This is a genomic window from Novosphingobium sp. (genome assembly GCF_037133355.1).
Taxonomy (GTDB): Bacteria; Pseudomonadota; Alphaproteobacteria; order Sphingomonadales; family Sphingomonadaceae; genus Novosphingobium.
Map to the genome: position 1 here is coordinate 119625 of NZ_JBAXOI010000010.1, position 26423 is coordinate 146047.

General features: G+C 63.6%; 25 protein-coding genes and 1 pseudogene. 17 read left to right on the top strand and 9 right to left on the bottom strand.

The window, feature by feature from the left end:
• Nucleotides 1-55: 55 nt before the first annotated feature.
• The 3 genes from WCL10_RS11925 to WCL10_RS11935 are packed head-to-tail and all read left to right on the top strand — an operon-like array spanning nucleotide 56 to nucleotide 3984.
• On the top strand, nucleotides 56-1570 hold the full coding sequence (locus tag WCL10_RS11925) for a tryptophan halogenase family protein (RefSeq protein ID WP_336895866.1): 1515 nt from the start codon (nucleotides 56-58) through the stop codon (nucleotides 1568-1570).
• 5 nt (nucleotides 1571-1575) lie between these two features.
• Nucleotides 1576-2952 carry a putative 2OG-Fe(II) oxygenase gene (locus WCL10_RS11930; protein ID WP_336895867.1) on the top strand — a complete coding sequence of 459 codons (1377 nt, stop codon included), beginning with the start codon at nucleotides 1576-1578 and terminating at the stop codon, nucleotides 2950-2952.
• A gap of 27 nt (nucleotides 2953-2979) precedes the next feature.
• Nucleotides 2980-3984, top strand: coding sequence for a substrate-binding domain-containing protein (locus tag WCL10_RS11935; RefSeq protein ID WP_336895868.1), 1005 nt, complete (start codon nucleotides 2980-2982; stop codon nucleotides 3982-3984).
• Here the strand turns inward: WCL10_RS11935 and WCL10_RS11940 are convergent.
• The 8 genes from WCL10_RS11940 to WCL10_RS11975 all read right to left on the bottom strand — a co-directional run bounded on the left by WCL10_RS11940 (nucleotide 3968) and on the right by WCL10_RS11975 (nucleotide 13340).
• Complete coding sequence (locus WCL10_RS11940) at nucleotides 3968-4843, bottom strand: ROK family protein (RefSeq protein WP_336895869.1); 876 nt, start codon at nucleotides 4841-4843, stop codon at nucleotides 3968-3970. The two genes, WCL10_RS11935 and WCL10_RS11940, sit on opposite strands and share 17 nt — an antisense overlap.
• Entirely contained in the window at nucleotides 4840-5979 is a 1140-nt protein-coding gene (locus WCL10_RS11945; RefSeq protein ID WP_336895870.1) for a glycoside hydrolase family 68 protein, read from the bottom strand. The genes WCL10_RS11940 and WCL10_RS11945 overlap by 4 nt, the downstream gene beginning before the upstream one ends.
• A gap of 70 nt (nucleotides 5980-6049) precedes the next feature.
• Nucleotides 6050-7186, bottom strand: a complete 1137-nt coding sequence (gene galK / locus WCL10_RS11950) for a galactokinase (protein WP_336895871.1) — start codon at nucleotides 7184-7186, stop codon at nucleotides 6050-6052.
• The gene (locus WCL10_RS11955; RefSeq protein WP_336895872.1) at nucleotides 7183-8217 is read right to left on the bottom strand and encodes a UDP-glucose--hexose-1-phosphate uridylyltransferase; all 1035 of its coding nucleotides are present in this window, start codon (nucleotides 8215-8217) and stop codon (nucleotides 7183-7185) included. The genes galK and WCL10_RS11955 overlap by 4 nt, the downstream gene beginning before the upstream one ends.
• Nucleotides 8214-10280 carry an alpha-galactosidase gene (locus tag WCL10_RS11960; RefSeq protein WP_336895873.1) on the bottom strand — a complete coding sequence of 689 codons (2067 nt, stop codon included), beginning with the start codon at nucleotides 10278-10280 and terminating at the stop codon, nucleotides 8214-8216. The genes WCL10_RS11955 and WCL10_RS11960 overlap by 4 nt, the downstream gene beginning before the upstream one ends.
• On the bottom strand, nucleotides 10273-11613 hold the full coding sequence (locus WCL10_RS11965) for an MFS transporter (RefSeq protein WP_336895911.1): 1341 nt from the start codon (nucleotides 11611-11613) through the stop codon (nucleotides 10273-10275). Before WCL10_RS11965 ends, WCL10_RS11960 begins: the two co-directional genes overlap by 8 nt.
• A gap of 159 nt (nucleotides 11614-11772) precedes the next feature.
• Nucleotides 11773-12396, bottom strand: a complete 624-nt coding sequence (locus tag WCL10_RS11970) for a flavin reductase family protein (protein WP_336895874.1) — start codon at nucleotides 12394-12396, stop codon at nucleotides 11773-11775.
• Nucleotides 12396-13340 carry a carbon-nitrogen hydrolase family protein gene (locus WCL10_RS11975; RefSeq protein ID WP_336895875.1) on the bottom strand — a complete coding sequence of 315 codons (945 nt, stop codon included), beginning with the start codon at nucleotides 13338-13340 and terminating at the stop codon, nucleotides 12396-12398. Before WCL10_RS11975 ends, WCL10_RS11970 begins: the two co-directional genes overlap by 1 nt.
• A gap of 105 nt (nucleotides 13341-13445) precedes the next feature.
• Between WCL10_RS11975 and WCL10_RS11980 the strand changes: the two genes are divergently transcribed.
• From WCL10_RS11980 to WCL10_RS12030, 11 genes and pseudogenes are all read left to right on the top strand, one after another.
• The gene (locus WCL10_RS11980; RefSeq protein WP_336895876.1) at nucleotides 13446-14189 is read left to right on the top strand and encodes an SDR family NAD(P)-dependent oxidoreductase; all 744 of its coding nucleotides are present in this window, start codon (nucleotides 13446-13448) and stop codon (nucleotides 14187-14189) included.
• A gap of 1 nt (nucleotide 14190) precedes the next feature.
• Nucleotides 14191-14790, top strand: coding sequence for a 2-hydroxychromene-2-carboxylate isomerase (locus WCL10_RS11985; protein WP_336895877.1), 600 nt, complete (start codon nucleotides 14191-14193; stop codon nucleotides 14788-14790).
• A 349-nt stretch (nucleotides 14791-15139) separates the two neighbouring features.
• Nucleotides 15140-16375 carry a hypothetical protein gene (locus WCL10_RS11990; protein ID WP_336895878.1) on the top strand — a complete coding sequence of 412 codons (1236 nt, stop codon included), beginning with the start codon at nucleotides 15140-15142 and terminating at the stop codon, nucleotides 16373-16375.
• Complete coding sequence (locus WCL10_RS11995; protein ID WP_336895879.1) at nucleotides 16332-16916, top strand: hypothetical protein; 585 nt, start codon at nucleotides 16332-16334, stop codon at nucleotides 16914-16916. Before WCL10_RS11990 ends, WCL10_RS11995 begins: the two co-directional genes overlap by 44 nt.
• A 17-nt stretch (nucleotides 16917-16933) precedes the next feature.
• Nucleotides 16934-17452, top strand: coding sequence for a hypothetical protein (locus WCL10_RS12000; RefSeq protein WP_336895880.1), 519 nt, complete (start codon nucleotides 16934-16936; stop codon nucleotides 17450-17452).
• Between the two features lie 217 nt (nucleotides 17453-17669).
• A pseudogene (istB, locus tag WCL10_RS12005) lies at nucleotides 17670-18251 on the top strand (IS21-like element helper ATPase IstB); the annotation flags it as partial.
• A gap of 266 nt (nucleotides 18252-18517) precedes the next feature.
• On the top strand, nucleotides 18518-18655 hold the full coding sequence (locus WCL10_RS12010; RefSeq protein WP_336895881.1) for a hypothetical protein: 138 nt from the start codon (nucleotides 18518-18520) through the stop codon (nucleotides 18653-18655).
• 190 nt (nucleotides 18656-18845) lie between these two features.
• Nucleotides 18846-19073 carry a hypothetical protein gene (locus tag WCL10_RS12015; RefSeq protein WP_336895882.1) on the top strand — a complete coding sequence of 76 codons (228 nt, stop codon included), beginning with the start codon at nucleotides 18846-18848 and terminating at the stop codon, nucleotides 19071-19073.
• 239 nt (nucleotides 19074-19312) lie between these two features.
• Nucleotides 19313-19504 carry a hypothetical protein gene (locus WCL10_RS12020; protein WP_336895883.1) on the top strand — a complete coding sequence of 64 codons (192 nt, stop codon included), beginning with the start codon at nucleotides 19313-19315 and terminating at the stop codon, nucleotides 19502-19504.
• A 599-nt stretch (nucleotides 19505-20103) separates the two neighbouring features.
• Nucleotides 20104-20991: a GNAT family N-acetyltransferase gene (locus WCL10_RS12025; protein ID WP_336895884.1), complete on the top strand. Its 888-nt coding sequence runs from the start codon at nucleotides 20104-20106 to the stop codon at nucleotides 20989-20991.
• 29 nt (nucleotides 20992-21020) lie between these two features.
• Nucleotides 21021-21971, top strand: coding sequence for a cyclase family protein (locus WCL10_RS12030; RefSeq protein ID WP_336895885.1), 951 nt, complete (start codon nucleotides 21021-21023; stop codon nucleotides 21969-21971).
• A 23-nt stretch (nucleotides 21972-21994) separates the two neighbouring features.
• Here the strand turns inward: WCL10_RS12030 and def are convergent, their stop codons facing one another.
• Nucleotides 21995-22510 carry a peptide deformylase gene (gene def, locus WCL10_RS12035; RefSeq protein ID WP_336895886.1) on the bottom strand — a complete coding sequence of 172 codons (516 nt, stop codon included), beginning with the start codon at nucleotides 22508-22510 and terminating at the stop codon, nucleotides 21995-21997.
• A gap of 262 nt (nucleotides 22511-22772) precedes the next feature.
• On the opposite strand from def, the gene WCL10_RS12040 reads away from it, so the two are divergent.
• From WCL10_RS12040 to WCL10_RS12050, 3 genes are read left to right on the top strand one after another with little or no spacing between them, the layout of a single operon-like run.
• A complete protein-coding gene (locus WCL10_RS12040; RefSeq protein ID WP_336895887.1) occupies nucleotides 22773-23543 on the top strand; it encodes a sulfite exporter TauE/SafE family protein in 771 nt (256 codons plus the stop codon).
• 16 nt (nucleotides 23544-23559) lie between these two features.
• A complete protein-coding gene (locus WCL10_RS12045) occupies nucleotides 23560-24894 on the top strand; it encodes an MFS transporter (protein ID WP_336895888.1) in 1335 nt (444 codons plus the stop codon).
• Nucleotides 24891-26216, top strand: coding sequence for an APC family permease (locus WCL10_RS12050; protein WP_336895889.1), 1326 nt, complete (start codon nucleotides 24891-24893; stop codon nucleotides 26214-26216). The genes WCL10_RS12045 and WCL10_RS12050 overlap by 4 nt, the downstream gene beginning before the upstream one ends.
• Nucleotides 26217-26423: the final 207 nt, after the last annotated feature.

A 26423-nucleotide genomic window follows, 5' to 3' on the forward strand; every position in this document is an offset into this window, starting at 1 on the left:
CTTTTTTGCGTAAGGAATGCCGGAACAACACGGCGGTGGGGAAAGGGCTTTCGAAGTGAACGAGGGTGATCGGCGGATTCGCTCCGTGCTCGTCGTTGGTGGCGGTTCGGCCGGCTGGATGTCGGCGGCGATGCTCGCCACGATGCTCCAGCGCGATTGCACGATCACGCTCGTCGAATCCGACGAGATCGGCATTGTCGGCGTGGGCGAGGCGACGATCCCGCCGATCCGCCTGTTCAACGAAACGCTCGGTATCAGCGAGGCTGATTTCATCCGCGAGACGCGCGGCACCTTCAAGCTCGGCATCGAATTCGTCGACTGGGGCAGCCTCGGCAGCCGCTACTTCCACCCCTTCGGCCCCCATGGGCGCAATTTCGACATGGTGCCGCTCCACCAATACTGGCTGCGCATGCGCGAAGAGCCCGGCGCCTTCCCACTCGAAGACCTCTCGATGGCCTGGCACATCGCGCGCGCGGGCCGCATGGCGCGCCCGGTCCCGGATCCGCGCTCGCTGCTATCCACTTTCGACTATGCCTACCATTTCGACGCATCGCTCTATGCCGCCTACTTGCGCCGCCATGCCGAGGCGCGCGGGGTCACGCGGGTCGAGGGCAAGATCAGCGATGTTTCGCTGAACGGAGAGACGGGCTTCGTCGAAAGCGTCACACTGGAAGGTGGTCGCAAGCTCGAGGCCGACCTTTTCATCGATTGCTCGGGACTGCGCGCGCTGCTGATCGAAGGCGCGCTGCAGACGGGCTTTGAAGACTGGAGCCACTGGCTGCCCTGCGACCGCGCGGTTGCCATGCCTTGCGCCAGTGCCGGGCCGCCCACGCCCTATACCCGCTCCACCGCGCGCGAGGCCGGCTGGCAGTGGCGCATCCCGCTGCAGCACCGCATCGGCAATGGCTATGTCTACTCCAGCCAGTTCCTCGAGGATGACAAGGCCGCCAGCCTGCTAGCCTCGCGCCTCGATGGCGAGGCGCTCGGCGATCCACGCTTCGTGCGCTTCCGCACCGGCCGCCGCAAGCAGCACTGGAACCGCAATGTCATCGCGGTCGGTCTTTCCAGCGGCTTCCTCGAACCGCTCGAGTCAACTTCGATCCACCTCATCCAGGCCAATATCTCCAAGCTGATCGGCCTGTTCCCGGACCGCGATTTCGATCCTGCAACAATCGCCGAATTCAATCGCATCGCTCATGCCGAAACCGACCGCATCCGCGACTTCATCATCCTCCACTACAAGCTAACGCAGCGGCAGGATCACCCGCTCTGGCGCTACGTGTCCGCGATGGACGTGCCCGAAACCCTCGCACTGAAACTCGATCATTTCCGCCGCCACGGCCGCCTGATCGCGCGCGAGATGGACTTGTTCGCTCCCGCCTCCTGGGTCGCGGTGCATATCGGGCAGCACAACTATCCCGAAGGGCTCGATCCGCTCCTCGCCCACCGCAGCACCGACGCGCGCGAGTATCTCGGCCGCCTGCGCGCGGCGATGGCTGCCGAGGCCGGTAAGCTCCCGCCACACGACGCCTATATCGCCGGCCTCACCGGCGCGGCTGCGCCGGCCTGAGGCGCATGTCCGATCCGGTCGAGGCCGAGGTCTGGCGCGAGCGGGCGAGGGGCCTTCGCGCTGTGCAGGATATGGCGGGCGCCGACCGCGCGATTGCCGAAGCCGCACGTCTTGCGCCCGGCGATCCGTTGACCGCCTTCCTGCGGGCGCAATCGGCCTACGAGCTTGGTCACCCCGCCGCAGCGCTGTTTGCCAAGGCGGTGCAGCTCTGGCCGGAAAATCCCGATGTCCTGAGGAACCACGCGCTTGCGCTCGCGTCGGAGGGAGACCCGGTCAGCGCCGAGCAGGTCCTGCTGAAGGCCCTTGCCGCCAGGCCCGACTGGCTCGAGGGCCAGCGCGTCCTCGCAAGCCTGCGCTACAGTCACGGCGATGCGGACACCTATGACAAGGGATTGGCCGATGCGGTGAAGGCCATGCCTCGCCATCAGGGGCTCTGGCTCGGCTGGTTCACGCTGCGTGCGCAACAGCGCGATTGGCGAGCGGCGGGGCGTATTCTGGACGAAGCCGCCGCGCACATGGGCGAAACCCGCGCTATTGCCTCGGCGCGCGCTTTCCTCGCCAGCGAATCCGGCGATCTCGCCGAGGCGCGTACGCGCCTTGCCGCGCTCGCCGGGGTGGAGGACGAGTTCCTTGAACTCTGCCGCATCCGCACAGCGCTGCGCGGCGGCGATGCGGCGGCGGCACGCGACCTTGCCCTGCCGCTGACGCGAACCCGTCTCGCCGGGCAGGTCTGGCCCTATCTCTCCACTGCCTGGCGCCTGCTCGGCGATCCGCGCGCCGCCTGGCTCGATGGCGATCCGGTGCTCCACGGCGTGGTCGACGTGGGTTTTTCACCCGCCGAGCTGGCCGAACTGGCCGCGCTGCTGCGCCGTCTTCACACTGCCGCGCTGCCCTATGCCGAACAGTCGGTGCGTGGCGGCACGCAGACCGACCGTTCGATCCTGCTCCGCGAAGAGCCGCTCCTCGCCGAGGCGCGCTTGCGGCTCATGGAAGGCGTGCGGAGCGTGATCGCTTCGCTTCCGCCCCTTGATCCCGCGCATCCGGTTCTGGGCCGCCCGCGCCATGACCTCAGGATCTCGGGCAGCTGGTCGGTGCGGCTGGGGGCAGGAGGCTTCAATGTCACGCACAGCCATCCCGTCGGCTGGCTCTCGGCCACGTTCTATGCCGCGCTGCCTGATGATCCGGGCCCCGCTCCGGCGGGCGCGCTCCACCTCGGCGCGCCGCCGGCCGAGTTGGGGCTCGATCTCGCGCCTTATGCCGTGATCCCGCCGCGCGCCGGGCATATGGTGGTCTTCCCGTCGATCCTGTGGCATGGCACGGTCCCCATCGCGGCGGGCGAGCGGCTCAACATCGCGTTCGACGTGGTTCCCGCTGCGGGCTGAGGCGATCTGGCACGAGCGCATGACGGCATGAAACAGCCCAAGACACTCAAGGAACTGGCCGAACTGGCCGGCGTCACCAGCGGCACAGTTTCGCGCGCGCTTTCGGGCTCAAGCCTTGTCACCCCGGCCACGCGAGACATGATCGTGGCGCTGGCGCGCGAGCACGGCTTCACGCCCAATGCAACCGCGCGCAATCTGCGCATGCGCAAGACCAATACCATTGGCGTCGTGATTCCGCTCGGCCACGAAGTGCGGCAGAACATTTCCGATCCGTTCTTCATCACGATGCTCGGCCTCCTTGCCGACAAGCTTACCGGGCGCGGCTACAGTCTCCTCCTGTCGCGCATCGTGCCCACCGACGAGGACTGGTTGCTCAAGCTCGCGCGGTCGGGCCAGTCGGACGGGATCATCGTGATCGGTCAGTCCGACCAGTCCGCCGTACTTGATCGGGTGGCGGAGCTTTACCGCCCGCTGGTCGTCTGGGGCTCGCATATCGCAGGCCAGGCGCATTGCTCGGTGGGCTCGGACAATTTTCGCGGCGGCGCCCTTGCCGCGCAGCATCTGATCGAGCGCGGTTGCCGCAACATCGTGTTCTTTGGCGATCCGCGCGCGATCGAAATCGGCCAGCGGCTGGAGGGCTGCCGCTCGGTGGTCGCGAAGACCGGTGGCAGCGTGCAGTTCAACGTGGTGCCGACGCACCTCGTCGCCGAAGCGGCCTTGGGCGAGATCGGCAAATACCTGCGCTCGAAAACGCACCGGCCGGACGGCGTGGTCGCGGCCTCCGACGTGATCGCCGTCACCGCGATGCGCGTGCTGGCAGAGCAAGGCCTCGCGGTCCCCGGTGAGGTCAAGGTAATCGGCTACGATGGCCTGCCGCTTGGCGAGCATACCATGCCCCCGCTCACCACGATTGCGCAGGATCTGGAGCAAGGCGCGGAAAACCTGGTCAACATCGTGGTCCAGCGCATCGCGGGGGAGGAGATCCACTCGGTCATCCTCCAGCCGCGCCTGCTGGTCAGGGAATCGACATAAGCGCCAGAGCCAGGGCGCCGAGTAGCCCGGCGTTGTCGCCAAGGCCCGGCGGCACAATCAGTTCGTCGATCTTGCCCACAGTATAGCCGCCATTGGCCGCCAGCGCTTCCGCACGGACCTGTTCAAGCAGCCCCTCGGTTGCCGTGACCCCGCCGCCCAGCACGATCCGGGCGGGCTCCATGATCGTCTGGAACGTCGCCAGAGCGCGGCCGATGTACCAGGCGATGATCCGCTTTCCGGGATGCCCCTCAGGCAGCTCCGAAAGCGATTTGCCCCAGCGCGCGATCACCGCCGGCCCGCAGGCAAGGCCTTCGAGGCAATCGCCATGGAACGGGCAGATGCCGGCGAAATCCAGATCCTCCGGATGGCGCGGCATGCGGATATGGCCCATTTCCGGATGCGAAAGCCCCTGCAGCAATTGGCCATGGCTGCAAAACCCGCCGCCGATCCCGGTGCCGATGGTGAGATATAGCACCGATCCCAGACCCGCGCCCGCACCCCAGCGTGCTTCGGAAAGCGCCGCGCCGTTCACGTCGGTATCGAGGGCCACCGGCACACCGAAATGCTCGGCAAAGGGGGCAATCAAGCTCGCGCCGCTCCAGTGCGGCTTTGGCGTTGCCCGCACGCAGCCAAAGCCGGGCGAGGCGGGATCAAGGTCGAGCGGCCCGAACGAGGCGATGCCGATCGCGGCATAGTCACACCCTTGCGCCGCGAACCAGTCCACCGCCGCGCCGAGCGTCTCTTCTGGCGTCGTCGTCGGGATGCGTTCGCGCGCGAAAATGGTGCGCGTCGCATCGGCCACGCCAAGCACGAACTTGGTGCCGCCCGCCTCGATCAGGCCGAAGCGCGCGCCCGTCACGCCGCAACTCCTGCCCGCGTGCCATCGAGCACCAACTGGAATGGCTCCGCTGGCACGCCGCCGAAATGCGCGCGCCGCCACGCCGCATCGCCGAAATCGTTGCCCCTGAGCGAGTTCGGATAATCGACAAAGCCGTGGACAGTGAGCTCGCGCGTCACCCACCAGCTGTAAGTCTGCACCGGCGCCTCGGGCGGATTGCCCGCCACAAGCCCGCTGCCGTTGAGCGGCAACCATGGCCCGGCCATGCTTTCGGCCACCATGCCGTAAAGCCCGTTGGGCCCGTTGGGCGCGTCCGGCGCAAAGACCTTCCGCTGGGTCGACCAGAACAAGTAATAGCGCCCGCCATGGAACACGATATGCGGCCGCTCCTGCTCGTTGTTGAGCCCGTCGGCGCTCAGCAGCGGCGGCAGCACGGCCCAGGCATCGCCCTCGCGGCGCAGCAGTCCGATGCAGCCGTTCCAGTCGCTCGCCGCATCCTTCAGGGAGCCGGTAAACAGCAGATACTCCGCGCCGTCGGCCGGATCGCGGAAATGTGCCGGATCGCGGAAGCCCTTGATGAACCCCGGCACGCCTTCCGCTGCCGTCACCAGTATGTAGTGCGGGATCGGCCCGCCCGCGATCTCGCGCGGCTCGCTCCAGCCGGTGATGGCAAAGCTATCCGCTCCCCCGGCCAGTGTGCCTGTCGTTTCGAACATGCGCTGGATGAAGGTCCGTGGCTCCTCGCCGCGGAGCCCCGATGCCGTCCAGTAGAGCGTCACCGCGCCGCTTGCCGGATCATAGAGCGCCGATCCAGCCCATTCCCGGCTTCCCGGATTGAGATCGTCGGGCAGAGCGTTGCCGTGATCGCGCCATTTCCCGCGCTGCTCCGCCATCAGGCGAATGCGGACAATGTCGTGCCGTGCCTCGGGATCCTCACCAGCGGGCGCGGAGAGCACGAACCACAGCGTCCAGCCTTCCAGCTCGACTGTGCTGCCGTCCGCCATTTGCAGCGGCCAGAGGTCCCACAAGTCCGTGCCAGGCAGCGGGTGGTGCAGGGACTTGCCATCGACCAGCGGAATCTGGTGGCAGGGCTCGATCTGCAGCGCGCGAAGATGCTCGCCGGTCCATAGCGTTGTCGGAGAAGGCAGTACGGGCATGGGAATTCGGTCCTGAAACAAGCAGTCTATGGCAGCCTTGGCCGCGCGGACGATGAAGCGAACGGCGGGATCAACTCATGACGAGGCCGGCCCCGTCGCAGGCGGTTTCACGCAGCACCAGCGGCGGCGAGCCATCGGGTTTGCGGTAAGTGAGGCCTGCGAGCACCGCGTCGGCGCTGTCCGCCGGGCACAGCGCCACGACCGCTCCGCCAAATCCGCCGCCGGTCATGCGGGCGCCGCCTTCGAGGCCGATCAGCGCCTGCAGTTCGGTCACCAGCGCGTCGATTGCGGGCACGGTGATCCGGAAATCGTCGCGCATCGAAGCATGCGAGGCGGCCATCAGCGCGCCCATCGCCACCAGATCGCCCGCCGCCAGCGCTTCTGCAGCGGCCAGCACCCGCGCGTTTTCAGTCACCACATGACGCGCCCGCGCCAGAGTCACGGCATCGAGCCTCGCGCCTTCCAGCATGGCCATATCCGCATCGCGCAAGGCAGAAACGCCCACAGCTGCCGCCGCTGCCTCGCACTGTGCGCGCCGATCATTGTAGGCGCCCTCAACCAGCCCGCGCGCCACGCCCGAATGGACGATCAGTATCTCGACGCCCTTCGGCAGCGCCACCGGGCGCACCGCGCGTGAGCGGCAGTCGATCATCAGCGCATGGTCCCGAACGCCGCAGGCCGAAGCGAGCTGGTCCATGATCCCGCAGCGCACGCCGACATGATCGCACTCGCCCGCCTGCGCCATGAGCGCGATGTCCGCAGGCGCAATCGCCAGACCCGAAAGTGCCGCCAGCGCGGTGCCGATGCCGACCATGAGCGAGGCCGAGGAAGACAGCCCCGCGCCCTGCGGCACTGTCCCGCTGACGGCCAGATCCGCGCCGGTCAGGGCATGGCCGCGCGCGCTCATCGCGGCGGTCATGGCGCGGATGTAGTCGGCCCAGCCGTGGGCGGGATCGGCCGCATAGGTCGCATCAAGCGGCCATTGCGCCGTGGCCCCGCCGAAATCGCAGGCCATCACGCGGATCACGCCATCTCCGCGCGGCGCGGCGACGACACGCGATTCCACGCTGATGGCGGCGGGCAGCACGAAGCCATCGTTGTAGTCGGTGTGCTCGCCGATCAGGTTCACCCGCCCCGGCGCGCGGACGACGAGGGCAGGGGACATGCCGAAGCCATCCGCAAACTGTCGGGCCAGCGGCGCTGTCATGCGCGGCTCCGGTAATGTGGCCCGCCGCAGGCGCGCAGCCGCTCTGCGGCCTGTTCGGCGGTCAGGTCGCGCTGCGCCTCGGCCAGAATCTCGAACCCCGCCATGAACTTGCGCACCGAGGCGGAGCGCAGCAGCGGCGGATAGAAATGCGCATGGAGCCGCCAGTGCGCGCTCGCATCTTGGCCGAATGGCGCGGCGTGCCAGCCCATCGAATAGGGGAAGGAGCACTGGAACAGGTTGTCATAACGCGTGGTGAGATCGCCAAGGATCAACGCCAGATCAGCCCGCTCGGCGTCCGAAAGATCGGGCAGGCGCGCCACATCCCCGCGCGGCAGCAACAGCGTCTCGAACGGCCAGACTGCCCACCATGGCACGATCGCCAGCCAATGCTCGCTCGCGCAGACCACGCGCGGGCCGTCCGCCTCGGCCTCGACCAGTTCGGCCAGCATCGGCCTGCCCTTCTCGGCAAGCCAGGCGGCTTGGGTGCGGTCCTCGGTCGCAATCAGCTGCGGCAGATGGCTCGTCGCCCAGACCTGCCCGTGCGGATGCGGGTTGGAGCAACCCATCATCGCGCCCTTGTTCTCGAAAATCGAAACCACGCTGTAGCGCTGGCCAAGCTCCGCCGCCTCGGCGCACCAGCAATCGATCACCGCGCGCCGTTCCTCCAGCGAAAGCTCGGGCAGAGTGCGGCCATGGTCGGGCGAGAAGCAGATCACCCGTGCCTCGCCGGTCGCTTGCTCGGCCCGAAACAGCCCTGCACCGGATTCCGGCGCCGGCGTGTCGGGCAGAAGCGCGGCAAAGTCGTTCCGGAACACATAAGGCCAGGTGTAGTCCGGGTTGCGCTCCCCGCTTACCCGCGTGTTCCCCGCGCAAAGATAGCAATCCGGATCATGCGCGGGCGGGCGCGTCACGTCGGGCACTTCTTCGGCCCCCTGCCACGGCCGCTTGGCGCGGTGCGGCGAAACCAGCAGCCAGGTGTCGCTCAGCGGATCATGGCGGCGATGCGGGTGCTCGGCGGGATCGAAGCTCATGACCGCACCTCGAGCACCAGCACCGCCTCACCGGGCAATGGCGGCAGGGCAAAGCCCACGCGCGAAAGCCATCCGCCGTCCATGGTCATGGGTTCGCCCTTGTCCGAGGAAATCGTATATCGCCGCCCGGGCAGCGCCATCGGCAGCCTGAGGTTGGGCTGGTGGCGCATCGTGGTCGGCAAGGTGCGCGTCACCAGCACGACCATGTCCTCGGCCGAGCCATGCGCCTGCCACACCACGCCGTCGCCCACTTCGCCCATCCAGACGCGGCCCGCATGGAGCCGCTCGCGCAGCGCCTTGTAGCGGGCGATTCCGGCCATCAGCTCGCGGCGCTCGGTCTCACCCAGCTTGCGCGCATCAAGCTCCACGCCAAAGTGCCCCGGCAGCGCCACGCCGCAGCGAAACGCCATCGATTGCGAGCGCCCTGTCGAATGCGCCGGGCTCGCGCCGACGTGGCTGCCCATCACTTCGGGCGGCATGAACTGCAAGAACCCCCGCTGCATCCCTGCGCGCGAGACCGCATCGATGCAGTCGCTCGTCCAGAAACGGTGCGTGCGCTTTATGATCCCCGCATCGATCCGCCCGCCGCCGCCAGCGCAGGCCTCGATCTCCACCGCAGGAAACGCGGCGCGCAGCCGGTCCATCAAGGCATAAGTCGCCAGCACTTGCGCGCGGTAGTGCGGGTGGTTCCCCGCATGGACCAGATCGCGGTTGTGATCCCACTTGAGGTAGCCGATCGGCAATTCGCGCAGCAGCGCCGCGATCGCATCGAACAAGTAGGTGCTGACTTCCGGCTTCGCGAGATCGAGCACCAGCTGGTTGCGCGCCTCGAGCAGCGGCCGCCCGTCCAGATGCAGCGCCCAGTCGGGATGGCGGCGATAGAGCTCGCTGCTGCGGTTGACCATTTCGGGCTCGACCCACAGGCCGAATTCCATGCCGAGGTCGGTCACCCGCTGTGCCAATGGACCCAGCCCGCGCGGATACTTGCGCTTGTCGACAGTCCAGTCGCCGAGCGAGGAGGTGTCGTCGTCGCGCTTGCCGAACCAGCCGTCATCCAGCACGAAACGCTCGATCCCGATGTCCGCCGCCGCCTTGGCAAGGTCCATCAACGCCGCCTCGTCGTGCGCGAAATAGAAGCCTTCCCAGGTGTTGATATGCACCGGCCGCTTCGCCGCCCGGTCTGCGCCGCCCGGCCAAGTCATCCGCGCGCGAATGCCGCGGTGGAAGGCGTGTGCCACTCCGTTCGGCCCTTCGGCGGAAGCTGTCGCCAGCACTTCGGGGCTCTGGAGCACGGCGCCTGGCGCCAGGATCGCTTCGCCCGGCGCCAGCCATTCGCCCAGCTGCCACTGCCGCCGCCCGTCGTCGATCCACTCGATCGTTTGCGCATGGTTGCCCGACCAGGCGATCTGCGCGCCATAGGCACTGCCATCGCCGCAAGTCACCACCGCGCCGGGGAAGCAATCGTGCGAGGTCAGCCCGCGCCGGTTCTCGCGCCGCCACAGGCTGCGGGTGAGGGGATCGCGCACGGGCACGAATTCGGAATTGTGGCGCCCGGCCAGCGAATGAACTTCCGCCGCGTCCTCGGGGAGCGGCAGCGCGGCGGCGGCCAGCCACTGCACATGAAGCGGCGCATCGCCCTCGTTGGAAATCGCAGTGCGCACCGTCATCACATCGGTTGCGGGATCGAGCGAATAGCTTGTGGTCACCGCGATCCGCGCCACCGCATCGTGCAGCACGAAGCGCACCGTCTGCGCATCGGGCCGCTCGACCTTGCACTCGCCCGCCTGGAACGACCAGTCGCGCCCGCTCCGGTCCGCAAGCAGCGCGCTCTGCCCGAACCAGCCCATCCCGAAGCCGGGAAACACTGTCAGCGGCTGGTCGAAGTGCAGCGAGAAACTGGGCTCGGGCCGCTCGCTGCGCAGCATTGCCGAAGGGCGCGCGCCATCGGGCAGGCGCGGACCCCAGTACCGCCACAGCGGCGCCTCGCCGGGTGGGAGCTCCCACACCGCGCTGCACCCGGGGCTTTCGAGCGCGATGAGTTGGGGCGCGGCGACGTCAGGCATGGGCCAGTCCGCCCGCGCGGCGCGGATCGCGCACTCGCAGCATGGTAAGTGCGGCCATGAGCATGAGCGCCCCGGCAAAGCTCAGCGCGTTGCGGGGATCGGCGGCCAGCAGGTGGTTGTAGATCCATCCAAAGGTCAGGCCGTTGAGCAGCATGGGGATCACGATCATCATGTTGAAGATGCCCATGTAAACCCCGGTCCGCTCGGGCGGGATGGAGCCCGCGAGAATGATGTAGGGGTTGCCCATGATGCTTGCCCAGGCGAGGCCCAAAGTCACCGCGATCAGCAGCAGCGGGGTGTGGCTGCCAAGGTCGGGCATCGCCAGCGCCGAAAACACCGCGCCCGGTGCGGATGGCGTGCTCGCCACTTGCGCCAGCGCCACCATGCCGATCCCGCCCGCCGCGAGGCAGGCCATATGCACACGCGAAGCGCCGAGCGCGCGCGAGATCGGCACCATCGCGAGAGCCGCGGCAAAGCCGATCAGATTGTAGAATGCGCCCAATTGCTGCGTCGTCAGTACCGCCGCGCGAAACGCCTCGCTGCTCTTGTCGGCGGTGTCATAGATCGACCGCCCGATCGAAAGCGCACTGTAGGACCAGTAGATCGAGAAGCCGTACCACTGGAACAGGCTCATCCAAGCCATCGATCGCATGGCCTGCGGCATGTCCAGAATGGCTTGCCAGATCTCGCCCAGCGTCGCGCCTATTGAGCGGGGTGCGGCGGCAATGCGGGCGCGCTCCTCCTCGCTCAGCGGCAGTTCCGGCACGCGCCAGATCGACCACAGGATCGTGGTGATCGAAAGCACCGCGCCCGCCATGAACGAGATGTGCGTGATCGTCGGGATATTGTGCGCGTCAACCGCATTGCGGTCGATGCCAACCCAGTAGACCAGGATCGACGGCGACAGGAACGCCAAGCATTGCGCAAGGCCGGTGAACGCGCTCTGGCTGAGGTAGCCGATCTCGTGCTGGCTCTCGTCCAGCCGGTCGCTCACATAGGCGCGGTAGGGCTCCATCGTGATGTTGTTGCCCGCATCGAGCAGCCAAAGAAGGCTCGCCGCCATCAGGATGCTCGCGGAAAACGGCATGAACAGGAGGCCGAGGCTGCACATGATCGCACCGATCAGGAAATACGGCGTGCGCCGGCCGAGGCGCGAATTGGTGCGGTCGGACAACGCGCCAACGAGCGGCTGGATGAGCAGGCCGGTGACGGGCCCTGCAAGCTGGAGGATCGGCAGGTTCGCCTCGTCCGCGCCGAGCCACGAATAGATCGGCACCATGTTGCCCTGCTGCAGGCCGAAGCTGAACTGCAGCCCGAGGAACCCCAGGTTCATCTCGATCACCCGGACGAGCGGCAGGATCGGCTTGTGCTTGGCCGCTGTCCGCTCGATTCCTTGGGGCTTGGTCACGTCCAACGGTTCTCTCCCGCACGACTCTCGTTGGAGCCTTTGTGACCGTCTACCCCAGCGAGCAGAATGATTCAATCGAGTGAATCAAATTGTTCCGGGCTGATAGACCGGCCTCTCCAATGCCCGGTCGGTCTGGATCCGGGTATAGCCACCCGCCCCGTGGACCCGGCCCATCAATTGCATAGCCACCGGATCGGGACGCAGGCTTGTCGCATCGACGAAGCGGTCGTCGATGGTCATCGCCACAACTTCGCCCAGGATCACCGTGCTGCCCGGCGGCGCGTCGATCGCCTGGTAGAGCCGGCATTCGAGGCTGACCGGCGCGCCGGCGATGCGCGGCGGCGTCACCAATTGGCTCGGAAGCATTTCGAGCCCGGCCAGTGCCGCCTCATCCACTTCCGGCGGCGCGTCGACGCATGTCACGTTCATAGCCTCGAGCATCGGCTCGCTCACCAGATTGACGACGAATTCCTTCGTTTCCAGAATGTTGGTGGCAGTGTCTTTCAGCCCGCCGCCGGGCCCACGCATCGCGCCCAGCACGACGAGCGGCGGCGCGGCGGCGATCATGTTGAAGAAGCTGTAGGGTGCGACATTGCCCACGCCGTCCGCCGACCGCGTCGAAACCCAGGCAATCGGGCGCGGCACGATTGTCCCGGCCAAAAGCTTGTAACGCTCGGCCGCACGCAGGTCCGCCATCAGGAGCTGCATCAGCCTTCGTCCTCGATCCACGCGACGGGAGGTTTGGCCCGGCGGTCCACGGTCAGGCGGAACACGTCGGGCCGCGAATAATGCCCCACTGCGTCGAAATCATAGCGCCCGCGCGCGATCTCGGCGGGGTCGATCTCGGCATAGAGGATCGTCTCGCCGCTGTAGTCTGGCCCCGCCAGCACTTCACCCAGCGGGCCCACGATCAGGCTGCCGCCGCGCATCAGCACGGTGTCCGCGTCCTCGGCCAGCATGCATTCCTGACCCTCGGGCAGATCGCACCGCCGCAGGAACTGGCAGGCGGAGAGCACATGGCAGCGCCCCTCCAGCGCGATATGCCGCATTGTCGAAACCCAGCCGTCGCGGTCATCGGCGGTCGGTGCGCAGTAGAGCGTGACGCCCTGACCATACATCGCCATGCGCAGCATCGGCATATAGTTTTCCCAGCAGATCACAGCGCCCACCGTGCCCAGATCGGTCTCGACCGCCGGCAGGGTCGAGCCGTCGCCGAAGCCCCAGATCAGCCGCTCGGCAGCGGTGGGCATGAGCTTGCGGTGATGCGCCATGGTGCCTGCCGCGCCGTCGATGATGAGAGCCGTGCAGTAAAGCGTCGAACCCAGCCGTTCGATCACTCCGATCACCACGACCATCCCGGTGGCCCCTGCCGCCTCGCGCACTGCCCCGATCTCCGGCCCATCCAGCGCCACCGATGCCGCAAAATAGCGCGCATAAGCCTCGCGCCCCTCGGGCAGGCGCAGTCCCACCGGCGCACCAAAGCGCGCGCCCTTGGGGTAGCCTCCGATAAATGCTTCGGGGAACACCGCGAGCCGCGCGCCCGCCGCGGCGGCTTCGGCAATAAGTCTTGCCGCCTTGGCCGCCGATGCCGCGCTGCCTGCCGGGTCCGGTGCCGCCTGCACAACCGCGGCGCGAAAGGGAGAAATGCTCATGAGGTGCGAGACTAGCAGCGCCTTCTCGCTCCGGCGATTGCTATCTGCACTCCGCGCACGCTACGTAACGCGCACAAGGACACCGCCGCAGGGCAGGGGAGAGGCATGGACGAACCATCAGCGCAAGGCGTGTGCCTAGTGATCGGCGCGGGCGACGGGCTCGGCGGCGCCATCGCGCGGGCCTTCGCACGCGACGGCCTCATCGTCTGCGTTACCCGCCGGGCCCGTCACCTCGATCAGCTTGAAGCGCTGTGCGCCGCAATCCGTGCCGAGGGCGGCGCAGCCCATGCCTTCGGCGTCGATGCCCGGTCCGAAGAGGAAACGGCCGCGCTGTTCGACCGGGTCGAGCGCGAGATCGGCCCGATCGAGGTGGCGGTGTTCAACATCGGCGCCAACGTGCGCTTCGGCATCCGCGAGACGACCGCACGCGTCTTCCACAAGGTGTGGGAAATGGCGTGCTTCGGGGGCTTCCTAGCGGGGCGCGAGGCCGCGCGGGTCATGGCCCCGCGCCGACGCGGCACGATCCTGTTCACCGGCGCCACCGGTTCGCTGCGTGGCGGCGCCGGCTTTGCCGCCTTCGCCGCCGCCAAGCACGGCCTGCGCGCACTCGCCCAGTCGATGGCGCGCGAACTGGGACCCGAAGGCATCCACGTCGCGCACCTGGTCTGCGACGGAGCGATCGACGGCACCTTCCTGCGCTCGCGCGTGGAGGACGTCGCCCCGCTGCTGGAGGACGATGCGGTGCTCAAACCCGAAGATGCGGCGCAGGCTTACGTCTGGCTGCACAAGCAACCCCGCTCGTCATGGACGCACGAGCTTGACCTTCGCCCCTGGCAGGAGCGCTTCTGACATGCCCAAGTCGATCGAGTTCATTTTCGATTTCGTCAGCCCCAACGGCTATCTCGCCTGGGGGCCGCTGAAAGAGATCGCCGCGCGCAAGGGTGCTGCAATCACGCTCACGCCCGTGCTGCTTGGCGGCATGCACAAGCTTACCGGCAATGCCCCGCCCTTTGTCCGCGATGCCGACGTGAAGGGCAAGAATGCCTATGCCATGCTCGAAATGCAGCGCTTCATCGCCAGCCACGGGCTGACGCGGTTCCGCATGAACCCGCATTTCCCGTTCCGCACGGTCGAACTCCAGCGCCTCCTGCTCGCTGCGATCGACCTTGGTTGCGGCGAGGCCTTTGCCGAGGCCTTTCTCCGCGCACTCTGGGAAGAGGGCCTCGATCCCTCCGATGCCGCCGCAGTGGATGCGGTCATCGCCGCAAACGGCTTCCCGGCTGACGCGCTTGCCGAGGGGAGCCAGTCAGCCCCGGTGCGCGAACGCCTTGCGGCCAATACCCAACAGGCGGTCGATCGCGGCACCTTCGGCATCCCCACCTTCTTCGTGGGCGAGGACATGTTTTTCGGCAAGGAACGCCTCGGCCAGATCGAGGCGCTGCTGGGCTGAGGGCCGGGTCTGGATGTTTGGTCCCGAACTTGCACTGCCACCCATAAATGCGCCGCGTCATGATCCGGTGCCGTCCAAGCTTTTACTATGGTGCTATGGGGATTTTAGGAGTCGGCCCTGAGACTCCTCTGATTTGGAAAATCGTCCAATGCCAGAATTGACGATGGCGTGACGAAGTCTTGCTTCATGTCGAAAGATGGCGCCGAGGGACAATGCTTGACTCGTTCCGGCGCTGTCATCAGGCTGAGAAAAATTGGGTCGCTAAACATCAGAACATATCAATCACGCTTCGAACTGGTGGGAGATATCTGCGGTGTATAGAAAGCCAATTTTTGATGCCGTTCGCACCATGCTCGGGCGTGGTTTCACTCCGGCGGAAGTGCAGGCGCTGGATGAAGCCTGTGATCTGGCCGAAGCTGCGGTAAAGCCTGTCGAGGTCAAGCCGGCAAAGCCTGCGGCGGTGGCGGCATCAAGTCCCGCGTCGCCCGTTCCGACCCCGGCGCCCGCCGCCCATGCAGCGCCGGAGCTCGGCTCGCTCTCGGAAGAATACGAAAGCGGCGGCCGCGGGCCGGGGACGGTCTCGGGCGGGGTCAACGATCCGGGCGGTGTGTCCTATGGCACGTACCAGCTTTCGAGCACGGCGGGCACTTGTGCGGCCTTCGTCAAGACCGAAGGCCAGCCCTGGGCGGCAGAGTTTGCTGTCGGAAAGCCCGGCAGCGCGGCGTTCTCGACTGCCTGGAAGGCAATTGCGGCGAAGGACCCCGTTACCTTCGGCAAGGCGCAGCATGCCTTCATCGAGCGGACCCACTACCGCCCGGTGGTGACTGCGGTGGAGGACCGCAAGGCGATCAATCTCGATGCGCGCAGCGAGGCGGTGCGCAACATGGTCTGGTCGTGCGCCGTGCAGCATCACGGCGCGCCCAATATCCTGATCAAGGCGGTCGATACGGTCGATCAGTCGACCGATCGCGATGCGGCCGATTACGATCGCAAGTTGATCGAGGCCGGTTATGACGCGCGCACGGCCTATGTGCTCGAGGTCGCCAAGAACCCGAAGCTTTCGCAGGGCGAACGCAACCAGCTGATATCGATCACGAAGAACCGGTTCGTGAAGGAGCGGGCCAAGGCATTGGCTATGCTGGACGAGGCGGCACCCGCAGCACCCGCTGCGCCTGCTGCGCCGGAAGTGGCAACGCCCGAGATCGTCGTGACCGCGCCCGCCACCACCATCGATGGCAACGTCGTCGCCGCGGCAAACGGTGTCGATGTCAAGAACGCGGGGGTCAAGATTTCCAAGCTTCATCCGAAGATGGAAGCGGCGATCATTGCCGTGGCGGGTGCGGCCAAGGCGCTGAATCTGCCCAAGCCGGTCATCACCTCGGGCAACGATTCCGGCCATATGGAAGGGTCGCTGCACTACAAGGGCCGGGCACTCGATTTTCGCGGCAACAATATCACCACCTCGGTTGGCGAGAAGTATCGCGTCGAAGTGGCGGCCCGCCTTGGTAGCGAATACGATGTGCTGTTTGAGGTGTTCATGAATGCTGCGAACAATCATCTGCACGTGGAATATGATCCGAAGTAAGCGCCCGGCCGCTTTGGCCGCGCTGCTGCTGACTCTGGCCGGTTGCAACGGACCTGCGCCATCGCCGCAGCCCGGCGCAGCCGCGTCGGTGTCTTCGGATCAGGCCTCCGGGCAAAAGGCGGCTGAAGAAAGCGCGGCTCGGGCAGAGATATCATCAGCACCATCGTCCAGCCTGGCCGATGCGGGGCAGGACCGCCAGATCGATATCGAGCCTGGTCCGCACACCGAATCGCGCATTGTCGCGAGCGAGGATATCAAGGTCGCGAGCGAGGATGCTTGCGCCCTAACCGTGCAGTATGCGGGCGATATCGAACAGCCGGTGACCTGGCGGAACGCACGCTGTGAAGATCTGACGATGCGGTTTGTGGACCTGAATGAACTCACCGCAATCAGGCAGGGTGGCAAACTGAATGCCAGCATGCGCGAAACGATTGCCGGATTGCCGGGCCGTAAGGTCCTCTACATCGAAAGCGCAAAAGCCTCCGCCATCTTCGCGCCGAACGAGGCGGGGCTGATTGTGAGGCAAGATCTGGCGGACTGACAGGGGAGGGAACGGATATGGGGTGGCTGAAAAACCTGATTGATTCGATCAAGGGCAAAGGGGCTACGGACTATCTGTTCATCCCCGCGCTGGCCTCGCCCGGGGCGGCCGCCACTCCGATCGTGCCGGACGAATGCTATATTGAACTGGTCGTCGATTCGCTGCGGATCGACAAGGAACGGGCTTTCGCCACGACGTTCCACGGGGTTGTCTATACTTTTACCTCACTTGCGAAATTCGGAGTCGAGACCGCCTCGTTTGCAGCCGTGACCAAGCCCGACAAGCTTGCCGAGCTCGACAAGGAATCGGTCGGGAAGGTGCTGGTCCTTTCCAAGCGAATGATGGGGCCGGTGCCCTGGCGCGGTGGGCGGCTGGAACTCCAGCTCGGCCTGTTTTCGATCAAATCGGGCAACCTGCTCACGCCGGTGCTCAACTTCGTCACCAAGGTTTCCGATGCTGCAGGGATCGGGATCGGCGGCGTGGTCAAGCCGTTCGTTCCGCTGATCGCCGAAGGCATGGACATGATTGCGGCGTGAAGGGAACCGCGAAATGGCCTGAAAAGCACGCTAATCAGAGATTTGGTGACGGACAATTTTGTAAGACACCCCCAATCATACCCCCAAATGCGCTTGCTAGGGGTAGTAGAGGGCGGCTTGATCGCAGCCGGGTTAGCGAATCACACGGTGACGGAACCCAAGCAGCAAGTCGATCTCGGGCACCTCGACCGGCCAGTGCTAATATGAAAAGACCCCACACCGTCATGCTGCCTTGATCCGCTATCGGATGAGCGCCGCCAAGCTGCCGGTCGTGAAGGACCTCGACACGTTCGTGTTCGATAATACCCCGATCAACGAAGGGCTCGTGCGCTCGCTTTACGCAGCCTCGTTTCTACCGGGGCGCCGCAACGTCGTGCTGGTCGGAGGCACGGGCACAGGCAAGACCCATCTCGCCAGCGCGGTCGCCGCCAGCGTCATCCGTGCCGGTGCACGCGGCCGCTACTTCAATACCGTCGATCTGGTGACGCAGCTTGAGGAGGAGACGTGCATCGGCAAGGCTGGTGCGCTCACGGCCCACCTGCGCCGCCACGAGCTCGTGGTGCTCGACGAGCTTCGCTACCGACGGTTCGCCCGATCAGGCGACCAGTTGCTGTTCCACCTGATCAGCAAGCTCTACGAGCAAACCTCAGTAATCATCGCCACCAACCGGACGTTCGGCTAGTGGCCCAGCGTGTTCGGTGGCTCCAAGATGACGACGGCGCTGCTCGATCGTATCACCCATCACTGCGACATCGTTGAAACCGGCAACGACAGCTGGTTCTTCAAAAATCGCAGCTGACGCCAGATAGAGGATCGTTCGCGCTGCTTGCGCCGCCGGTCGGGCTGCGCCCTCCCAACGCCGCAAGCAGCGCGAAAGGTGCGCCCCGCATCGACGCTTGCCAGCGCCCTAAGGGGGTCCCGGTTCGACGCCTAGGTGTTGGGTCCCGGGGTTTGATGGTACGGATCTGATGTGAAGCGGTTGCCGATCCAGTCCCTCATTTTCAGCGGACACGGGGACTGGAAGGTACGTTCTACGAGGCGGAATTTGCGGGGGATGATTTCGTCTTGGACAAGCTGTCGGTCGGCATGGCCTACTTTGACGGCGCATACATGATCGATCTGGTAGAGTATGAAGGCGAGGCGCTGGAGATCGAGTTGCCAGAGGTGGTCGAGGATCGGGTCGTGGTCAAAGCGGCGGTCTGATTGCTGCCGAACTTGAACCAATTTTTCCACTCCGGTCGCACGGCAGCCTTTATGATGATCGAAGGTGGGTTGAGCAACGTGAGGCCGCGTGAGAGTTCGACTATCTAAAAGGCAAGATGGATTGGGGTAAATGGGATTCTCGATTATCGTAAAAGTTTGTCAAAATCCCGGTTTGCGTTAGAGGGTGATAATGGAAATAGGAACTAGAGGCGAAAAAATTGCGTTCTATGAAGGTAGTATAGATGAATTTAATCGCCAGATTAATGAATCTCTTATTGCACTAGAAGTTCTAATTGAGGATGCAGAAGCATTACTTGGTCGAGGATCTGCAGATTTTGAGGCTATTAAAGGTAGATTGATTGGGGTTTGCAGAATTAAAGCCTTGGACATCCTGCAATTTATTGCAGTGATAGTATAAACAATAAATAAATTTTTTATGTAATTGGAAATATGTACCCATCCTTTTAAGTAAGATATCATGCTGACCGAGATCGAGGTGCCCGTTGCGGATGGCGCTTAGATCGAAGCCAAATGCGGGGATCTTATCACTGCCAATCTGGTCCCATTTAAACCGCTCCTTGCCTTCCTGCTGCAATCTTATCGGTTACAATCACGGGCGATCAAAGCCTGGAAACCGAACCAGATCAGAGAAAAACTGTGGACACTCAAACCATAGGCAACATACTGCCTCACATCGATGAGGTGCAAAAAATTTATGAAGAAATGTCTACGCTGAAGGGTAAGATTTTTCGCGTCATAGTTCGGGTTGAGGGAGAGTTTGGCTCAAGTTCACTTGAGGCAAAAACAGTAAGAAGCCTGCTATTGGGCGATAAAGTCACTGAAGATTGATGAAATTCGGTGTACTACGACTGCGTGAAAATACCCCTCTCTGAATTGGGTTTGCTGCCTTTCCGGCGTTCAATTGGCCAAAGCCGTAGCCTTCGTCAGATTTACGCGCGCTCAGTAAACGATAGGGAAAATCCCTATAGCAACGTTCGCGGCAACCGGTTGAACCCACCAAAGAAAGAGGTCGTTCAGGGTTGGTCGATCTATGCCGTTCTTCTAGCGAATGCGGCCGCTCTGGTTGCGACGAAAACAGACGTAGAATGACCGCGATTTCTCACCTCGACTACGCGCCTTTAAAAAGTTTTTGACATAAGTAAATGTAAATAGAAGCAGATTTTTCTTATGCGATGTAATATAAATGAGATCGCTATCAATTGTTATGAATTTAATATTCAGAGATTTGCAAAAAAGCCTCAGAAGATACATAAATAATTTTTGACAGCACATTTTTCTGTTGTCACGATATTTAATAGTAAATTGATAATTATTAACTTTAAGCCAATTTTGCCATTGACGCCGTTTTGACACTGTTTTTTCTTTGGTGCATTCAATCAGGCTTTTAGTGCAACCGTTTGTGTAGCCCTTGCTTGAGCCAGTGTGTCATGGAATTCGAAACGGCGGACATTCTGAACTCCACTGAAATCGGCCCGATGACCTATGCGGAAGCACTGCAGATCTTCGCGTTGGCACGTGCAGAAGACTGGAATCCGGGCACATTCGACCTCGCCTGCGCCTGGGCATCTGATCCCGAGGCTTTCATCGCGCTGCGCCATCAGGAGGCGATGATCGCAGGTGGCAGCATTTTCCGCCACAGCGCAGACTTCGGCTTCATGGGTCTATTCATAGTCGAACCGCGCTACCGTGGCCTTGGCCTCGGCCGCCGGCTCTGGCACGACCGGCTTGCCCGCCTTCGCGCCCGGCTAGCCCCCGATGCGGTGATCGCAATGGACGGCGTGTTCGAGATGGAGCGCTTCTACGCCGCCGGCGGGTTCGTGCCGGCCTACGCCACAACCCGCTATGAGGGCATGGCGAGGCCAGTCCCGGCGACCGCAGTAGACTTCGCGCTTCAGATCGATTGGGCCCCCCGTCACGACGCAATCCTCGCGCTCGACCGCAAGACAGTGCCCTATGATCGCACAGGCTTGCTCAGCTGTTGGCTGGCCCTGCCGGAAACAATCCAGGCAATGGCCATCCGCGATGGCGAACTTGTCGGCTTCGGCCTCGCCCGACCTGCCTCCGCAGGTTTCAAGATCGGTCCGCTGATTGCCGGGGAACCGCAGGTCGCGCGGGCACTGCTTGCGGATATGGTTGCCCGGATAGAAGGCCATCAGATCCAGATCGATGTGCCCGCACCCAACAATGAGGGTGCGGCGCTGGCGCTGTCTTACGGCCTTGCCCCGGTGTTCGGCTGCCGCCGCATGTATTTTGGCCGCAAACCGGCGGAGGGTTTGTCGTCGGTCTATGCTGGCATGTCGCTCGAGTTCGGCTGAGCGGGCGATCAACCATCACAGGGTGCTGCATGAAATCGATCGTTCCCCTGTCGCTCGTCCTGCTCGGCGCGGCCCTTGCGCTTGTCCTTAAGCCGCTGATCTGGCTTCATCCGCCAGTAGCGCCAGGGCTCTGGCCGGTCTACGATGCGGCTTTCCGCGCGGCAAAGTATGTTGATCTCACCCACACGATCACGCCGCAGATTCCGGTGTGGGAAGGCTTTGGTCCGCCCACCTTCAGCCCTGCCGTAGCCGGGCGCGACATTCCCGGCTTCGTCAGGAAGGGCGAGCGCTTCACCTATGAGAAGCATGGCTTCGAAGCGATACGCTATGCGCTCAGCACCGACCAGCTCGGCACGCAGCTCGATCCGCCCGCGCACTGGGCGCCCGAATATCCCGCGATCGACGAACTGCCGGCGACCTATGCCATCCGACCACTGGTGGTGATCGACATCTCCGCACAGGTCAAAACAGACTACGGCTATGCGCTGCAGGTGTCCGACATTGCCCGGTTCGAGCAGCGCTATGGCCGCATTCCGTCAGGATCGGTAGTGTTTGTCCGCAGCGACTGGTCGAAGGACTGGCCCGATCCCGCGCTGGCGACGCGCAAGCCCTTTCCCGGAGTCAGCCTCGCAGCGCTGAAGTTCCTGCATCTCGAACGCAAGATCCTGTTCCACGGGCATGAGCCGCTCGATACCGACGCGACCCCGACTCTTGAGGGCGAATCCTGGCTGATGCACCACGGGTATGCTCAGGCCGAAGGCGTCGCCAATCTGGACAAGCTGCCCCCGGTTGGCGCTCTCGTCGCGATCGGCTTCCCCAAGCTGGGGGGCGGCACCGGCGGCTATGCCCGCTACATCGCGATCTGCCCGCCCGACTGGAAGTATGGCGTCTCCTCCAGCCAGATTGCCGAAGCGCCGCTGCCGCGTTCGGACAAGCCGCTGGTGTTCGATGCCACGCAGGGGATGCGGGTGCGCAAGTAGATCGGCGCTTGAAGCAGCGCCGGTCAGCCGGCCGAAAGTTCCTCCCGGAACCCGAAATGCGTGAGGTCGCGAATGCGGGTAGGATAAAGCACGCCGGACAGATGATCGCATTCGTGCTGGACTACCCGTGCGTGAAACCCTTCTGCTACCCGCTCGAACGGCGTCCCATCGGCGGTGCAGCCGCGATAGCGGATGGCACGAAAGCGCGGGACTTCGCCGCGCAGCCCGGGGACCGACAGGCACCCTTCCCAGCCATCCTCGAGCCGCTCGTCGAGCACCTCAATCACCGGGTTGATCAGCACTGTTTCCGGAACAGGCTGCGCATCGGGATAGCGCGGGTTGCGCTCGAATCCGAAGATCACGAGCTGCAGCGGCACGGCGATCTGAGGTGCCGCAAGGCCTGCGCCGTCCAGCAAGCGCATCGTGTCGAACAAGTCTTCGATCAGTGCATGGAGCGCTTCAGTGCCAAATCGCTCGACCGGCAGACTTGGCTGCAGCAGGCGGGGATCACCCATTCTCAGAACATGCCGGACTGCCATAACACCTCATCCCAATTAGCCGTGGTGCCTTAGGACAGCGCGCCTGTCTGTTTAGGCCTGACCTAAAGCCCTCTCAGCCAGAATCGCCAAGCGATTGTGCTTGGTTACGACCTTCGCCCACCGGATCAAGCAACCCAACCTGAAACAACGGTGCCACTTTGGCGCTATTGCAGCTTTGCATAAAACTGCAACCATGCAACGCGGCTTGGCGTTGCGGTGGAGACAACCGGGCTACCACCGGTGAGGGGGATTTCTGCTCGATATGGGGTCAGGCGGGGTTGGTCTCGTCTTCATTGCCGGCTTTCTCTGCGGCCTGATCACTACGGTAGCTTCGTCCGGCGCTGCGGTCTCGTTGCCGCTACTTCTGGCGGTTGGGCTCGATCCAGTCATGGCCAATGCCACGAACAGGCTACCAATCCTTGCTGCGAGCCTGTCCGCGGTCATAAGCTATCACCGTCAGAAAGCGATCGACTGGCAGGTGGTGTGGAAGGCCGGGCTACCGACCAGTCTGGGTTCGGCGGTCGGCGCGCTGATTTCGCTGCAGATATCCAGCCGTGAGTTCAAGCTCGCTATTGCTGCGGCCGTGGCTGTTGCACTGTTCATGCTGTTCTTTCGGCTACGCAAGACATTGGATTCCGAGCAGAAACCGAGCCTGGTATTCGGTTTGCGCCAGTTCCTCGTCTTCCTTGCTATCGGCGTGTGGATCGGGTTCATCGTGCTGGACGGAGCGACGTTCCTCTTGCTTGCCCTAACCGGTTCGGTCGGTTTGGGGCTGGTTGCGGCCAATTCGGTGAAGAGCGCACTGATCCTGCCCAGTGTTATGGTATCGGTACTAGTGTTTGAATATCAGGCGGTTATCGATTGGCAGATCGGCGCACTGCTGTCGTTGGGCAGCGTGTTCGGTGGATATGTCGGTGCTCGCGTCGCAACATCGGCGGTTGCCAAGCAGATCATCTTCTGGACGCTCGTGGTGGTTCTGATTGGCGAAGCGGCCAACCTGCTTTGGCAGTTCCTGTCCCTCATGGCCCGCTGATCGCACAGGACCTAAAATGAACACTCACTCTGGCCAACCCGTCTATCGCAAGCTGCGTCTCCGGCTCATACCGCTCCTATTCCTTGGCTATGTGGTGGCCTTTCTTGACAGGGTGAACATCGGTTTCGCCAAGCTGCAGATGGCGGGCGATCTCGGTTTCAGCGACGCGGTCTTCGGGCTAGGTGCGGGGCTGTTCTTCATCGGGTACTGCCTGTTCGAAGTGCCGAGCAACATGGTCCTGGCGCGGGTCGGCGCGCGGCGCTGGATGGCACGCATCATGCTCAGCTGGGGCCTGCTCTCCGCGCTCTTCATGTTCGTTGGAACCTTCCGGTCGGGCGGCGCAGCGCAGGCACTCGGCCTCACCGATGCCGCGTTCGGCTTCTATCTGCTGCGGTTCCTGCTCGGGGCTGCAGAAGCGGGTTTCTATCCGGGCATCATTCTCTACCTCACCTACTGGTTCCCACGCGGCCAGCAGGCCCGGGTCATCGCCCTGTTCATGATGGCGGTTGGCGCCTCGAACGTGCTGGGCGGTCCGCTCTCCGGCTCGATCCTGCAGTTCGCCGATGGGCTGGGCGGCTGGCGCGGCTGGCAATGGCTGTTCTTGATCGAGGCGGTGCCCTCGATTATCGTCGGAATCGCCTTTCTCCTGTTCCTTACGGACAATCTGGCCACGGCACGCTGGCTGAATGACACAGAGCGCGGCGCGATACTGCAGGACATGGCCCGCGACGAAGCGGAGCCAGGCGCCAACGTCCCCCTTGGCACAGCTTTCTCTGTCTTCTCCAGCCTGCGCATATGGTGTCTGGGCCTCGCCTACATGAGCGGGACGATCGCGCTCTACGCGGTGACGTTCTGGATGCCGACGCTGATCCAGCAGTTCGGTATCGACAAGGGCGCCTATCTCTGGATCGGTCTGCTGACGATGATCCCTTGGGGTGTGATGGCTATCTGCCAGGTTCTCTGGGCGTGGCATTCAGACTGGACCGGCGAGCGCCGCTGGCATAGCTTTCTGGGCTACATGCTGGCGGCGACAGGCCTGCTCTGCCTTGCCCTGTTCTCCTGGCACGAGGTGGCCAGCATCGTCGCGCTGACGATGATCACAACGGGCCTAGGCTTCTCGATCGTAACATTCTGGCCCCTCGCCCACCGCTATCTCGCAGGACCGGCCGCGGTGTCAGGGATTGCCTTCATCAACAGCTTTGGCGGCCTCGGCGGCTATTGTGGGCCGGCACTGATCGGCTGGATCGGCGTGGGCCACATGCATGGCGGCATGTCATTCCTGCCGCTTGCCGCGATTGCGTTGGTCGGGGGCCTCATACAGTTAGCGGTTACGGCAGACGACAGGTCATGAAGCCGCGCCGGCAATTGGGTTTGGCGGAGGCAACCGGCCTGTCGCTGTCGATCGTTGCGCCAACCATGGCGATGGCGTTCAATGTCACACTGGTGGTTGCCGTTGCAGGCAGAGCGGCTCCGCTGGCATTTGCCATTGGAACGGCGCTGCTAGCTCTGGTCGGGTTCTCGTTCGTGACATTTGCCCAGCGGGAAACATCGGCCGGTTCTGCACAGGCCTACGTGTGCACGCAGTTTGGCCCTCGAGCAGGATTTCTTGCCGGCTGGATGCTGTTACTCAGCTACCTGTGTTTCGGCGCGGGAACGGCGGTGCTGGTCGGCCATTTCGCGTCAGCTGCCATCGGGGACGCCGGCATTCGGACGGGCGACCTATGGATACCAGTCAGCGTGACATCGGTCGCCATCGGCCTTGGATTTTCATGGCGCGACATGCAGAGCGTTGCGCGCTTGATTTTGGTCCTTGAGCTTGTTTCCGTCGCAGCCATCGCGGTTTTGAGCCTCCATATCCTCTGGGTCGTTGCGCAAAGCGGACCCTTGCCGGCAGCACCATTTTTTCCCGATCCGGACAGGGGTTGGGTGGGTATTGGGTTAGCGCTCGTATTTACCGTACTGTCGTTTGCGGGCTTCGAAGGCGCGGCAACCGTCGCGGAGGAGACGAAAACTCCGCAGCGCGCCATACCCCTCGCAATCCTCGGTACGATTGTGCTCAGCGGCGTATTCTATGTCTTCGCCGCCTATGCTCAAGTAGTGGGCTACGCGGGAGATGGATTGGGCGACATGGCGCAGGACAGCGCCCCGCTAGATACTTTGGCCCGCCGATACGGGACGGCCAGTCTGGCTGCCTGCTTGAACATTGCGGCGGCGCTGTCGGCATTTTCCTGTGTGCTTGGTAGCCTCAATGCCGCTGCACGCATGATAATGGTGCTCGCCCGAGATGGTCAACATGCGCTAGCCAGGCTCCATCACTGTCATGGCACTCCGACCAATGCCTTGGCTCTCTGCGCAACAGTTATAACGGCGTTCATACTCATCTGGGCGGCCAGGGTCGGAGTTGGAGACTTCTACGGCTACATAGGCACAATCGGAAGTCTAGCACTCATACTAGTTTATATTGGTGTGTGCATGGCGCACGCCGCCTTTGGGAGATCGAGAGGAGGTTGGGCCGGATTCATTGCTGGCGGTGCTGGCACAGCCATGTTGATTTGGCCGCTATACAACTCGCTTGATCCCGTACCGGTTTGGCCCGGCAACCTGTGGCCATATGTTGTGCTGGCATGGCTCGCCGCTGGAGCCATGCTCTCGCGGACTATGGCAAGATATTGATTTTCTTCTTGTCCGATCGAATTTGCTCTAAATATGAATCAATATTGGCCCAATATTAGTCTAGGAAATATTCAGATTCGTAGTATCGCAGGATAAGAATTTGTGCTGCGTCTATCATCCAAAATCGGACCTTTGCGTATTAAAAATTTCATGCTAGATAAGACGTAACCGAGGCTGGTATACTTAAGAATTTTTACTGTTATTTCG